General features: G+C 43.7%; 12 protein-coding genes. 10 read left to right on the top strand and 2 right to left on the bottom strand.

What is annotated here, in order from left to right:
* Window positions 1-40 precede the first annotated feature (40 nt).
* The 3 genes from PUP29_RS04795 to PUP29_RS04785 are packed head-to-tail and all read left to right on the top strand — an operon-like array spanning window position 41 to window position 5,630.
* Window positions 41-2,806: a type I restriction endonuclease subunit R gene (locus PUP29_RS04795; protein WP_353423920.1), complete on the top strand. Its 2,766-nt coding sequence runs from the start codon at window positions 41-43 to the stop codon at window positions 2,804-2,806.
* A gap of 14 nt (window positions 2,807-2,820) precedes the next feature.
* Window positions 2,821-4,389 carry a type I restriction-modification system subunit M gene (locus PUP29_RS04790; RefSeq protein WP_353423919.1) on the top strand — a complete coding sequence of 523 codons (1,569 nt, stop codon included), beginning with the start codon at window positions 2,821-2,823 and terminating at the stop codon, window positions 4,387-4,389.
* Between the two features lie 2 nt (window positions 4,390-4,391).
* Complete coding sequence (locus PUP29_RS04785; RefSeq protein ID WP_353423918.1) at window positions 4,392-5,630, top strand: restriction endonuclease subunit S; 1,239 nt, start codon at window positions 4,392-4,394, stop codon at window positions 5,628-5,630.
* Here PUP29_RS04785 and PUP29_RS04780 read toward each other — a convergent pair.
* On the bottom strand, window positions 5,623-6,831 hold the full coding sequence (locus PUP29_RS04780) for a restriction endonuclease subunit S (protein ID WP_353424058.1): 1,209 nt from the start codon (window positions 6,829-6,831) through the stop codon (window positions 5,623-5,625). The genes PUP29_RS04785 and PUP29_RS04780 overlap by 8 nt on opposite strands.
* Window positions 6,832-6,934: 103 nt before the next feature.
* Here PUP29_RS04780 and PUP29_RS04775 point away from each other — a divergent pair, with 103 nt between their 5' ends.
* Window positions 6,935-7,612 (top strand): restriction endonuclease subunit S, encoded by a 678-nt coding sequence (locus PUP29_RS04775; RefSeq protein ID WP_353423917.1) that lies wholly within the window; start codon window positions 6,935-6,937, stop codon window positions 7,610-7,612.
* Here the strand turns inward: PUP29_RS04775 and PUP29_RS04770 are convergent.
* Window positions 7,605-8,774 carry a restriction endonuclease subunit S gene (locus tag PUP29_RS04770; RefSeq protein WP_353424057.1) on the bottom strand — a complete coding sequence of 390 codons (1,170 nt, stop codon included), beginning with the start codon at window positions 8,772-8,774 and terminating at the stop codon, window positions 7,605-7,607. The genes PUP29_RS04775 and PUP29_RS04770 overlap by 8 nt on opposite strands.
* Before the next feature lie 86 nt (window positions 8,775-8,860).
* On the opposite strand from PUP29_RS04770, the gene PUP29_RS04765 reads away from it, so the two are divergent.
* From PUP29_RS04765 to PUP29_RS04740, 6 genes are all read left to right on the top strand, one after another.
* A complete protein-coding gene (locus PUP29_RS04765) occupies window positions 8,861-9,808 on the top strand; it encodes a tyrosine-type recombinase/integrase (protein WP_353423916.1) in 948 nt (315 codons plus the stop codon).
* Between the two features lie 945 nt (window positions 9,809-10,753).
* Window positions 10,754-10,987, top strand: coding sequence for a helix-turn-helix domain-containing protein (locus tag PUP29_RS04760; RefSeq protein WP_161213322.1), 234 nt, complete (start codon window positions 10,754-10,756; stop codon window positions 10,985-10,987).
* A complete protein-coding gene (locus PUP29_RS04755) occupies window positions 10,980-11,336 on the top strand; it encodes a cysteine-rich VLP domain-containing protein (RefSeq protein WP_178200110.1) in 357 nt (118 codons plus the stop codon). Before PUP29_RS04760 ends, PUP29_RS04755 begins: the two co-directional genes overlap by 8 nt.
* 126 nt (window positions 11,337-11,462) lie before the next feature.
* The gene (locus tag PUP29_RS04750; RefSeq protein WP_303671155.1) at window positions 11,463-12,479 is read left to right on the top strand and encodes an AAA family ATPase; all 1,017 of its coding nucleotides are present in this window, start codon (window positions 11,463-11,465) and stop codon (window positions 12,477-12,479) included.
* 58 nt (window positions 12,480-12,537) lie between these two features.
* The gene (locus PUP29_RS04745) at window positions 12,538-12,798 is read left to right on the top strand and encodes a plasmid mobilization protein (protein WP_177653156.1); all 261 of its coding nucleotides are present in this window, start codon (window positions 12,538-12,540) and stop codon (window positions 12,796-12,798) included.
* 127 nt (window positions 12,799-12,925) lie between these two features.
* A complete protein-coding gene (locus PUP29_RS04740; RefSeq protein ID WP_353424056.1) occupies window positions 12,926-13,264 on the top strand; it encodes a plasmid mobilization protein in 339 nt (112 codons plus the stop codon).
* The last annotated feature ends 3 nt before the right edge of the window (window positions 13,265-13,267 follow it).

Here is a 13,267-nt window from a genome sequence, read left to right as displayed (position 1 = left end):
GACAATTTATAAATGATCCTCAAGTAATGGAGATGAAGATATGGCATATCAAAGTGAAGCAGAACTCGAACTTCAATTTATAGATCAACTAAACAAACAAGGTTATAATACCGTTTCAATTCCTGACTATGATGCGCTGGTGGAGAACTTTAAGGTGCAATTCGAGGCGTTCAATGCGAGCAAGTTGGACAAGCCGCTCACAGATAAAGAATGGGAACGCATTTTCAACCTGATGCTCGGCAAATCTGTGTTCCAGAGTGCAAAAATACTCAGGGATAAGTTTGTCTTGGAACGTGAGGATGGATCGAAGGTTTATCTTTCGTTTTTTGACAGTGACCACACAAAGAATATCTTTCAGGTAACGCACCAGACTACTGTTGTCGGGAAATATGTCAACCGTTACGATGTAACCATTCTCGTCAACGGACTTCCACTGATTCAAGTGGAGTTGAAGCGTAGAGGCATTGACATCCGTGAAGCAGTCAATCAGGTGATGCGGTATAAAAAGCATTCTTACAATGGGCTTTACCACTTCATTCAAATCTTTATTATTTCTAATGGCGTAGATACAAAGTATTTTGCAAACTCGGATCGGGAGATGCTACATAGCCTCGCATTCTTTTGGACGGACTTTGATAATGTTCGCCTTACGAATTTGAAGGATTTTTCGATAGCTTTCCTTGCCCGTGACCATATCATCAAAATGTTGACACGGTATATGATTTTGAATGATACGGACAAGTTGCTGATGGTTATGCGTCCTTATCAGGTTTATGCTGTTGAAGCGCTTGTTCGGCAAGCAACGCTGACAAACCGCAATGCTTACGTCTGGCATACAACCGGCGCCGGTAAGACTCTGACCTCTTTTAAGACGGCTCAGATTCTGGCAGCCAATCCAAATATCAAGAAAGTCATCTTCCTTGTTGACCGCAAAGACTTGGACTCTCAGACTACGGAAGAATTCAACAAGTTTGAAAACGGATCGGTGGATGCAACCGACCGCACCGATGTTCTCGTTAAACAAATGCAAGATAAGAACCGGCAGCTCATTGTTACCACCATGCAGAAGATGGCAAATGCAGTCAAGCGTCCGCAGTATGCTAAAATCATGGATGCATATAAAGATGAAAAAGTCGTTTTCATCATCGACGAATGCCATAGAAGTCAGTTCGGCGATATGCACAAAGATATTGTGCGGCATTTCCAGAAAGCACAGTTCTTTGGCTTTACTGGAACGCCTCGTTTTGAGGTCAACGGAAAAGTAGAAGGAAAAATCACGCAGACTACAGAAATGCTGTTCGGGGAGTGCGTCCATAACTACCTGATTAAAGACGCTATTTTCGATAACAATGTCCTCGGCTTCCATGTGGAGTACATAAAGACGATGGAGGGAGATTTTGATTGGGACGATCCCACATTGGCAAATGCCATCGATGTGAATGAACTTTACCTATCCGAAGAGCGAATGTCCTTGATTGCCAATCACATCATTCAGAACCATAAGGCAAAAACACGGAATAGGCAGTATACTGCCATATTCGCAGTTTCGTCGATTGAGGCGCTGGTCAAGTATTACGACATCTTCAAGAGCATCAAACACGACCTAAATATTTCCGGTATCTTTTCTTATGGACAGAATGAAGATGCGGAGGGAAAAGACGAGCATAGCCGTGATGCGTTGGAGCGGATCATCAAAGATTATAATGAGATGTATAGCACCAACTTCTCGACCGATACCTTCGCCGCCTATCACAAGGATATTTCGGATCGTGTGAAGGGTAAGAAGACGAAGCCGCTGGACATCCTTCTCGTGGTCAATATGTTCCTCACCGGCTTTGACAGCAAAACGCTCTCTGTCCTTTATGTGGACAAAGATTTGAAGTATCACGATCTGTTGCAAGCCTATTCCCGTACAAACCGTGTGGAAAAGGAAACAAAGCCGTTTGGTATAGTCATCTGCTACCGCAACCTCAAAAAGCAGACGGATGATGCACTCACTTTGTTTTCAAAGGCGCAGGACACGTCGGGCATTATTGTTCCAGACTATGATTATTTCGTCGAGAAATTCAACGAAATGGTGATTAAACTGAAGGAAATCGCCGATACTCCCGCTGCGGTAGATACCATGCAGAGCGAGGAAGATCAAAAGCAGTTTGTTGTGACTTTCCGTGAGCTTACAAAGTATCTGCAATCCCTGCACACCTTTATAGAGTTTAGCTTTGACCAAAATGCGCTCACAATGTCTGAACAAGAGTATCAGGATTACAAGAGCAAATATCTGATGCTCTATTCAAGGCAGAAAACAGACCGTGAAGTTGTTTCAGTGCTTAACGATGTGGATTTCTGCATTGAGCTAATGGAAAGCGACCGAATCAATGTCGCTTATATCATGAACCTTATCCGCAATATCCACTTTGATGACGCAAAGCAGAAAGACTACGACATCAAGCACATCAAAGATGAACTTGGCAGGACGGACAACCCGCAGTTGCTCAAAAAGGTTGAAATTCTGCAATCGTTCTTGGATACGGTTGTCGCAGGGCTTAACAGCGCTGATGAAATTGACGCTGCCTACAACGACTTCGAGAACGCTGAAAAGCAAAAAGAAATTGAAGCTTTTGCCCATCAGGAGGACATCGACGCTAAGATACTTACCGACTTCATCTCGGAATATGAATTTTCCGGTACGATGGATGCCGGAAATATCCGTGACCGGCTAACAAAACCCATGCCGCTTTTGAAAAAACGGTCATTGGTCAATCGTATTGTGGAATTTATCAGGAAGCATACCGAAAAATATCAATAAGGAGAAAGTGAAAAATGGACAACACCATTCAAGCTCACCAAAAAGAGCTTTGCAACAAGCTTTGGGCAATGGCCAATGCCCTCAGAGGTAATATGGAAGCCTATGAGTTCAAAAATTACATCTTGGGCATGATTTTCTACTACTATCTTTCAGACAAAACAGAAAAGTACATGGCAAATCTTTTGAAAGATGATGGAATTGGGTATGAAGAGGCGTGGGCCGATCCTGAGTACAAGGAAGCCGTCGTGGAGGAAGCTTTGCGTGACTTGGGATTTGTGATTGAACCGCAGTTTCTTTTCCGCAAGATGGTTAAGATGGTGGAAAACCGTTCGTTCGATATTGAGTTTTTGCAAAAGGCCATCAACTCCTTAATGGAGTCCACCATAGGCAATGATTCTCAGGAAGATTTTGACGGCTTGTTCTCGGATATGCAGCTCGATTCTACGAAGCTTGGACATACCGTCAAGGACAGAAGCGCAGTTATGTCCAAAATCATTTCATCTCTTGATGAAATCAATTTTGGTGTGGAAGATACGAAGATTGATGTGCTTGGAAACGCTTATGAATACCTGATCGGCCAATTTGCCGCCACAGCCGGTAAAAAGGCTGGTGAGTTCTACACGCCTTCGGGCCCTGCTGAACTGCTTTGCCGGATTGCTTGTCTTGGGCTGTCGAATGTTAAGGATGCTGCTGATCCGACTTGCGGCTCCGGTTCTCTTCTGCTACGCCTCAAAAACTATGCTAATGTACGCAACTACTATGGTCAGGAGCTTACCTCTACTACCTATAATCTTGCCAGAATGAACATGATTCTGCGTGGTATTCCCTATCGCAATTTCAATATCTACAACGGTGACACCTTGGAGCATGACTACTTTGGCGATAAAAAATTCCGTGTTCAGGTAGCAAATCCACCATATTCAGCGCATTGGTCAGCCGACATGCGGTTTATGGAAGATCCTCGTTTCAATGAGTATGGCAAACTCGCCCCGAAGAGTAAGGCAGACTTTGCATTCGTGCAGCACATGGTTTATCACATGGATGAAGATGGACGAGCTGTCGTGCTGCTGCCTCACGGTGTTCTGTTCCGTGGCGCTGCTGAAGAGGTAATTCGTAAGCATCTTATCCAAAAACTGAATGTACTGGATGCTGTTATCGGTCTTCCGGCAAACCTCTTCTTTGGCACAGGCATTCCCGTCTGTGTCCTCGTTCTTAAAAGAGAGCGCAACGGCAATGCGGATAACATCTTGTTCATTGATGCTTCCAAAGACTTTGAAGCTGGAAAGAATCAGAACATCCTCCGTGAGTGCGACATCGACAAAATCGTAGAGACTTATGAGCATCGTGAAGACGTGGATAAGTATGCACATGTGGCGACGATGCAGGAGATTGAGGACAATGGCTTTAACCTCAACATTCCCCGCTATGTTGACACCTTTGAGCCGGAAGAGGAAATTGATCTGAACGAAGTAGCTGTGGAAATCCGCAAGCTCCAAAGCGAAATTAAAGACATCGACGCAGAGTTGAAACCGTATTTCGACGAACTGGGGCTGGATTTCCCGTTTGATGTGGAGGGCAAATAATCATGGCAAATGTATCCTCAAGTAACGGTCTTGAAAAGCGCCCGAAGCTGCGCTTTCCGGGCTTTGACGAGCCGTGGAATGAATCAAAGTTATCAGCGTGTTTTGCAAAGAACATAAAGAAAAATACGGATGGGAGCATTTCCAATGTAATTTGCAACTCCGCAAAGATGGGGCTTATCCCCCAGCGTGATTACTTCGATAAAGACATTGCAAACAGTGATAACACCAGCGGGTACTACATAATTGAACGTGATGACTTTGTTTACAATCCAAGAAAGTCATCCGATGCGCCATACGGGCCTATAAGCCGATATACTTATTCAGAGGCGGGGATTGTTTCGCCGCTCTATCTCTGTTTTCGAGCCAAAGGAAATGTAGACTCAAACTTTTTTGAGTGGTATTTCCGTTCATCCGCATGGCATCGCTATATTTATATGACAGGTGATAGTGGCGCACGGCATGACAGAGTTAGTATTAAAGACACAGATTTTTTCGCAATGCCGATCCGTTATCCCTCTACCACCGAGCAAGAAAAAATTGCGTCATTCTTGACAGCTATTGAAGAGCGAATCAGCTCTCAACAACTTCTTGTGGACAACCTCAAGAAGTATAAAAGAGGTGTCATCCAGCACATTTTTCGCCGCTCGCATGGACAAACTGAAAGCCAACAGTGGCAACAAGTTCGTTTGGGCGATATATTCAAAAAAGTCTCCCGCAGGAATACTGACGGAAAGATAAAAAATGTTATTACGAACTCCGCTGAGTATGGGCTTATCCCGCAGCGAGACTTTTTCGATAAAGATATAGCTATTGAGGGGAATACAGAGAATTACTATGTAATTGAAAACGGAGATTTTGTTTATAATCCAAGGAAGTCAATTACAGCACCTTACGGACCGTTTAACCGCTATACTCTTAAAGATCAGGGGATCATCTCTCCTTTATACACTTGCCTTGTTCTTAAAGTCAACATCAATCCATCCTACCTCGCATGGTACTTTAAGAGTGACGCATGGCATAGATACATTTACGATAATGGGTCACAGGGTGTGCGTCATGATAGAGTCTCCATGACTGATGATTTACTCATGGGGATTCCCGTCATTTTTCCTGATCGTACAACTCAAGATAGCATCGCAAACGCTTTGGATTTAGTTGAGAACAGACTTCATCTGGCACAAAATAAAATGGATTTATTGAATATGACTCGAAAGGGCTTTATGCAGCAACTCTTTATATAAAGAGCTGTTGCATCAGTCCGTTTCGCAGCTCGGTTAGCTTGTTTAATCCTTTTTGCGATATTTCAAGTTTTTCTTGAATCAAGGAAAGAAATGTGGCAATGACCGTCTGCTCTTTAGTATCAGTTGGAAGGATATGCGTTGTATTAAAGAACCCATCAGTAGGCACATTCAAAAGTCCATGATTCCTCGCACCTTCGGCACAGATTTCATTTATGCTGCGATACCACTGCGATGACTCAAAGTACCATTTTACAAAATCATTTACCATAACATTTTCGTTTACTGAAAAGCACAGATAGAGAGTGGACACCGCTCCTTTATCATAAAGCTCAAGTCTTTTTATGGAGCCAAAAGGGTAATCATTTGAAGTGCTGCGGTTGTATGCGTATTCGCCTTTTCGGAGCAAATAGTAACCGCTCATATCAGCACTTGCAACTACTTTAGAGAAAAAGTCTCTTTGATCTATCAATCCATATTGGGCCGAAATGGTAAGCGGAATATCAGTTGTTCCATTGTTTTTCCTTATTATTCGAGAAGCGAAGTCACTGAGTTTGAAAATTTTCCAATCTCTTTGCTCTTCTTTGGAAACAAGGCGTAACTTACGAGAAAAGATAGCCTCAAAGACACCTCTTTTATACTTCTTGAGGTTGTTAATAATTTCAGACTGTTTTTCAATTCTATTATCAACTAAGCTCAAAATAGTCACGATCTTTTTGCGCTCATTGCCAGATGTAGGATAAAAGGTGCGTATATCAAGAATATCGCTTGCGTTGTACGATGGCAAAGCTCCGACCTGGCTGTACTTACTGAGTTTGATTTTTTGAAACAAGTGATATATAAACTCCAAGTCTTCTTTCTGCTTTGGGGTAAACGCCATCATATTATTGTCTATAAGAAAAGGTGAAAGGGCAATTCGCTTTCTCTCATGCGAAATTGCAGCGCCAACTTTTGCAAATACTATTGCATCTTCAAAGAATGGGCGCACTCGAAGTTTTTTCACCGTTGATTGAGAGACATAGTTGTTTGCCTGCTGCATAACTTTTATGTTTTTAGGGAGATTCATGTCTGACACCTTATAAAATGGTATCTCTGAAGTTTCTTCTCCTTGATATGCGTCCGGGAAGCCGAATCCACTTGATGCTTCCCCGACATCAGAAAGGTGTATTGCCTTCCACGGCTCATCAAAGCCCGGAAAACGCAGTTTCGGGCGCTTTTCAAGACCGTTACTTGAGGTTTATTTTGGCAGTCAAAATTGATATAGTACCATAGCAAAATCCCTTGCAGTAGCAGAGGTAAATCCGCTATTGCAAGGGATTTCGGTATTTATAGATCGTTTCTGCATACTTGAACAGAAGTATAAAAGAGGTACGGTAAGGTATCTTCTCTCACCAAAATCATGCCCACTCAAAAATGCGAGGTGGACTACTGCCAAGCTGGGCGAACTCGGCAACTTCGTAAAGGGAGCGCCTTTATCCAAAGCCGATATATCCGAGGATGGCACACCCTTTATCCTCTATGGAGAGCTTTATACCACCTATAACGAGGTTGTAACCAGCGTCAAGCGGCGGACGCAAGCACAAGTTGATGAGCTGTTTCTGAGCCGTGTAGGAGATGTCGTGATCCCGACTTCCGGCGAAACGTCAGAAGAGATTTCAACGGCTTCCTGCGTCATGCTGCCCGGTGTCATCCTTGCCGGAGACCTCAATATTTTTCGTAGCGACAAGGTGGATGGGCGCATAATGAGCTATCTGCTCAATCATGTTGTCAACGCCAAAATCGCCCGCATAGCGCAGGGAAAATCAGTTGTTCATATTCAAGCAAGTGAATTGGGTAAGCTTACTTTGTCATACCCTGATGAAAACACCCAGAAAAAACTTATAGACTTCCTTTCCAAATTTGATGATAAGATCGTGATTGAAGAAAATGCTCTTACTTTTTTGACTGGCCTAAAAGAAGGGCTTATGCAGCAGCTCTTTATATGAAGAGCCGCTGCATCAATGCCTCTTTTGTACGAATCAGCTCTTGTGCGCAAGCATTGCAAATGTCAATCTTCAAATCCATAGTATAGAGCATGGAAGCTATTCGTGATTGCATCTCGTATGAAGGAAAAACAACAGATGTTTTCATTATCTCGCTTTTGCTTATCGAGGAAACCTTTGTCCCTTGTATCAGTGGTAGTATCTGCGCTCTGAACCGATTAGAGTTGATAAAATAGCCGAGATACATCGGTGCAAAAGAAAGCTTAGGACGGCACGGTATTGTGTGAAGCCCCGATAATGCCTTTTCATCAGTAATCCCAGCTATCTCTACTGCCTTGCCGACTGTGTAATCTTCTGCGGTGTCTGCGATCACTATATCCCCATCTCTCAGATAACTATGCTGAGCGAACTTTGAAAGGCTTACATCCGATTTAATGTAAGGAACCTCAACTTTTGAAAGATCGACCACAGTACCGTATTTGATCAGGACATCGCCATAATGGATATTATAAACAATTCCGTTTTCAGTTGACATTTCATCCCGTGAGAAAGTGTTGTTTTGCAGCAACTCGAAAGCTTCACTAAATGGAATTGCAGTCCAATCATCTGTTACTCCATTCTTACTAAAAAGCTCATCAGAGAGTCCTCTTTTATACTTCTTGAGGGAATCAACAAGTTGCCGTTGTTTCTCAATTTTCTTATCAAGCACCAATAGGAAATCATCGATGTGAGATTGTTCTGCAAGAGAAGGAATATAAATACAAATCTCCGACATCACATTGTTCATTAACTTTGGATTACCCACATACGATACATATCTTTTACTGACTCTTCCTAATATTTCAGCAATGCAGCGATTCGCATAACCATACGAATTTAGCAGTACTCCGCAAACATTAGTGCAGTAGAACTTTCCTTTACGGAAATGAACAGTGCCAGCATTAGCGCCGTCGGTTGTCCATGTAATTGCATCTTCAAACAGGAACTCATTATAATATCCCATCAATCCATCATCTTTAGTTTGTGATGAAAAAACTGGATATGTATAACCGTTGGATTTTTCTGATGAAACCAACGCAGAAGAAAGAACATTGCCTCTGGTTACCTTGAAAATATCGCCTATCTTAATTTCTTTCCACGGCTCATCAAAGCCCGGAAAACGCAGTTTCGGGCGCTTTTCAAGACCGTTACTTGAGGTTTATAATGCCTTGATTATTCCTCCATCAGATAATGTTCGTGGAGGTGGTCAATATGACTAACAATACACAATTCAAGACGCTGCTGAACACTTGGCTAAATCAAAAGAAGCCAATGATCACGCCGTCAACCCACGCCAGCTTCACGCTGATTGCCGAAAATCACTTAATCCCATACTTCGGCAAGCGTAAGATTGGCAGCATCACCGAAACGGACATTCAGAGCTACATTTCGTATCTCTACAATGCCGGTCGGCTGGACAACACGGGAGGACTGACCGTAAAGACCATACGGGATGTTATCCTCGTTCTCAGGCTTGCAATGGAATATGCCTACAAGGAAAGGGCGATTCCTTTGCTGAACTGGGACTTGATTGAGTACCCTAAAGAACTGGGTGTCAAAAAAGTCAACTCGCTTTCCAAAGATCAAGAACAAGCGCTTATTCAGTGCATCTACATGAATTTGAGCAGGAAAACGGCTGGAATTCTAATTGCGCTGTTTACCGGCATTCGAATTGGTGAACTTTGTGGACTTCAGATGAAGGATATTTCCCTTACGGAGAAAACGATCAATATCAACAAGACTGTCCAGCGTATCTACGACAAGAGAAAGGGTAAATCCTATCTTCACATAGGTCCGCCAAAGACAAAGACATCTGCAAGAATAATTCCAGTTCCGTCACTACTCATGAACATCATCAAGAAGTTTTATACGGAGAATCCGAATCACTACTTTCTGACAGGTAAGACGAAACCAACTGAACCTCGTACATACCGGCAGTTTTTCTCTCGATTTCTCAAGCGTAATGGACTGCAAAAGGTAAAGTTTCATGAGATTCGTCACACCTTTGCAGTACGAGCAATCGAGATACCGGAGTTTGACATCAAGTCGCTCTCTGAAATCCTTGGCCACAAGAATGTATCGTTCACCCTGAATGTCTATGGGAGCGCAAATCTCCAACAGAAAGTGAAGTGCATGAATCTTCTTAACGATTTATTATAAACAAGCCGTGTTGTCGTCTCCATGCAAACACAAAAACGCCCGCCATATCCGGCGGGCAAATTTTTTTGCCTTTTTTCGGGATTACTATCCCCAAATGCCCTCTCCCAGTGGGAACAAGTGAGGGGATGTTTTTGAGATAAACAGCTTTTTCAAAAAAATTTTCTGTTTTTTCTAAAAAACAGGTTGCGTTTTGGCGCTCAAATTCCAAATAAGTGAAAGGACTTTTTAGGTAAGTAAAATAAGCCGTCCCACAATCGAACAAAATATTTTTCAAATTTTTTGTGAAAACAGGGTGCGTTTCGACTTCCCAATTCCAAATAAGTGAAGGGATAAAATTTTTTGAGATTTAGGGTGTGCATTTGGTTTCTCGCAGTGGGAATAAGTGAGGAGGTTTTTACAAACAGCAAAATATTTTTTGAAACAGGGTTGGAATTAACCCCTTCCCGGTGGGAATAAGTGAAGAGACTTTTTCTTCGGTAAGTAAAAACAAATCATCCCTTAACAGGGCAAAAAATATTTTCAGTTTTTCTGAAAAATAGGGTGTCATTTGGCTTTGTAATTCCAAATAAGTGAAGGGTAAATTTTTTCTCAAAAAAATTTTTGAGAAAAAGCCCGGAAATGGGTGTGCATTTCGGCACCCTTTGTCCAAATGAGTGAAGGGAGTTTTTAATCCGTAAATATTTTTCCCGTTTAGGGGGTGCGTTTGACCTCTCCCTGTGGGAATAAGTGAAAGACCTTCTTACTGTACCTTGAAAATTGAATAATAATCCGAGTGGGATATGACTGTGCCACGACCTTCCGAAAGAAGCGAGCACGGCGACGCCGCTTGACGGGGGCAGGGATAGAAAACGACATTCGGAAAAACGCAGCAGATATCGGATGGCACTATGATCCTCACGCCGGTATCTGCCTTACATAGCCGTAAAAAAGGAGGATTGAAGCGCTATGAAAAAATCGGAGCTCAAAGAGCTTTATCAGATGATGTTTCCGGAATATCCGGACATCGTGACCGTCCGGCAGCTTCGGGAAATGCTGGGTATCAGCCGACAGCTTGCCTACGATCTCATCAACGATGGTGAATTGCAGGCAATCAAAATCGGCAATAGTTTCAAAATCCCGAAAGTCAGTGTAATTAACTTCGTGACCGAAGAGAAAAAGGAGGTGAAATCAAGTGCCTGAAATCCTGCGGCTTACCCCGTCCCAGCGTTCAAGGTGCAACCGCCTGATCAAAAGGCTGTGCGCCAATTATGACGATGGCAACTGCCTATTGCTGGATGACGGCGAGCCCTGCGTCTGTCCACAGACCATTTCCTATTCGTTGCTGTGCCGGTATTTCCGCAATGCGGTTTTACCCGCAGAAAAGGAACTGTATGCGGACATTTTCAAACAGCGTACTTATCACTGCGCCGAGTGCGGAGCGGCTTTTGTGCCAAACTCCAACCGGCAAAAATACTGCCTATCGTGCAGCAAAAAGGTGCACCGCAGGCAGAAAAACGAGAGCGCCAGAAAGCGTAAAGCAGACAATTAGGGACCCAAAAACGCCCTATTTTCAAGGCCTTTTTGACACCAAATCGGGATATATAGGGTAAGAATACTAAACCCTTCGATTTCGGTGTTCTAACTGTCCGAATAACAAAAACGAAAGGATGTACTTATGAAAAGAAAATTAGTGACCGTGGACGCAGAAACTCTGCTGGCCACACCGATGAGTAAGACCATGTTCATTGTCGATGGGCTGATCCCACAAGGGGTGAATGTCTTGAGCGGAGCCGCCAAAATCGGCAAAAGCTGGCTGATGTTGTGGCTTGGATTGCAAGTGTCTCAAGGACTACCCGTTTGGGGAATCCCGACCATGCACTGCGATGTGCTGTATCTCTGTTTGGAGGATACACAAAGACGAATTAAAGACCGACTTTTCGATTTGACCAATGATCCGCCTCGGAGTTTCCATTTGTCTGTAACCTGCGGCTTGATTGGAAACGGGCTGGAAGAAGAAATCATTAACTTCTTGGAGGACTTCCCGAAGACAAAGCTGGTAATTATCGACACGCTTCAAAAGGTGCGGGATTCCAAAGGCAGCACCGGGAAAACGGGAATGTACGGCAACGATTACGACGACATTTCCTCCATTAAGCGGATCGCAGATGAGCACGATATTTCCATTATTCTCGTCCATCATCTGCGAAAACTCAAGGACGGAGACGATCCGTTCAACGAGGTGTCCGGCTCTACCGGCATCACCGGAGCGGCGGACACCAATTATGTGCTTAAGCGCAAACGAAGCAGCAGGGACGCCACCCTTCTTGCCTGCGGGCGGGATGTGGAATATCAGGAGCTGACTCTGCGGTTTCAAGACCTGAAATGGGAGCTTGTGGAGCACAAAAACACAGAAGAAATCCGCAAAGCGGAAATCCCGCAGTTTCTTTTTCGGGTAGCGGAATTTATGAAATCCCGCACCGAATGGGTAGGAACTGCCACCGATTTGATTGCAGATATGGCGGAAACCGAAACCACGCCCAATGTGGTAACCAAGTATTTAGGACAGTTTTCAAATGAGGTACTGGAACCTGCCGGGATTGAGTACCGAACCAAGCGGACAGGGCAAAGCAGGCTGATCAAGTTCATACGGCATGACGGCGGTGACGCAAATGACGGGGCAAACGATATATAGCGAAAAGTGTGTCACAAGCGTCATTACCGTCACAATTTTAAGAAAGGATTTGATGTTTATGAGAAGCAAAACACTTGGAATCAACGTAAGAGTAACACCTGCCGAGAAGGAGAAACTCAGCGAAAACGCATATTATTGCGGACTTTCTCTATCGGAATATCTGCGGAGGTTGGGACTTGGAAAAGATGTAAAAGCCGCAACCGATGAGAAAATCTACAAGACTTTTCGGCTTATCCGACAACTGAAAAAGGATTTTGAATCACTCGAAAGAAGCGAAATCCTCCATCGGATAAGCACGATAGAGGATTTCCTAAAGTAGATAATACAAGACAGCGGTTTTAGGCTGCGTTATCTTAGCGAGCAGACCGTTTATACTCCCAAAAGTCGTAAAACGGTGAATCTCGTTAGGGCGCACCCTAATACCCCGTAAAGAAAGGATGAAAAAGATGAAACGAAGAGTTAAAAAGCAATTCTGGCTTTCCCCACAGGACGCCAGAGAATTAAAACGCAAGGCAAAGCTTTGCGGAATTACAGAGACAGCAGTGATCCGCATCCTGTTACACGGCTACGAGCCCAAGGAAAAGCCGGACACAAGATTTTATGAAGCAATGCGCCAGCTTTCCGCCATCGGCAACAACATCAACCAGCTTGCAGTGAAAGCAAATACACTCGGCTTTATTGACACGCCGATGCTGAAAACCGAAGCCCTGCGCTGGCATCGCTTTCAGGCAGATATCGAAGCGGTGTTTCTCCGCCCCGGCAAAAGCAATTTGAAATGGCAATAAGGA

This window comes from Christensenella massiliensis (assembly GCF_040409835.1).
GTDB classification, from domain to species: domain Bacteria; phylum Bacillota; class Clostridia; order Christensenellales; family Christensenellaceae; genus Christensenella; species Christensenella massiliensis.
Note: the sequence above shows the minus strand (reverse complement) of the source record. Positions and strands in the feature narration are given on the sequence as shown.

Coding starts and splice junctions, on each gene's coding strand:
- PUP29_RS04795 (WP_353423920.1), top strand. CDS start 41: ATGGCATATCAAAGTGAAGCAGAACTCGAACTTCAATTTATAGATCAA.
- PUP29_RS04790 (WP_353423919.1), top strand. CDS start 2,821: ATGGACAACACCATTCAAGCTCACCAAAAAGAGCTTTGCAACAAGCTT.
- PUP29_RS04785 (WP_353423918.1), top strand. CDS start 4,392: ATGGCAAATGTATCCTCAAGTAACGGTCTTGAAAAGCGCCCGAAGCTG.
- PUP29_RS04765 (WP_353423916.1), top strand. CDS start 8,861: ATGACTAACAATACACAATTCAAGACGCTGCTGAACACTTGGCTAAAT.
- PUP29_RS04760 (WP_161213322.1), top strand. CDS start 10,754: ATGAAAAAATCGGAGCTCAAAGAGCTTTATCAGATGATGTTTCCGGAA.
- PUP29_RS04750 (WP_303671155.1), top strand. CDS start 11,463: ATGAAAAGAAAATTAGTGACCGTGGACGCAGAAACTCTGCTGGCCACA.
- PUP29_RS04745 (WP_177653156.1), top strand. CDS start 12,538: ATGAGAAGCAAAACACTTGGAATCAACGTAAGAGTAACACCTGCCGAG.
- PUP29_RS04740 (WP_353424056.1), top strand. CDS start 12,926: ATGAAACGAAGAGTTAAAAAGCAATTCTGGCTTTCCCCACAGGACGCC.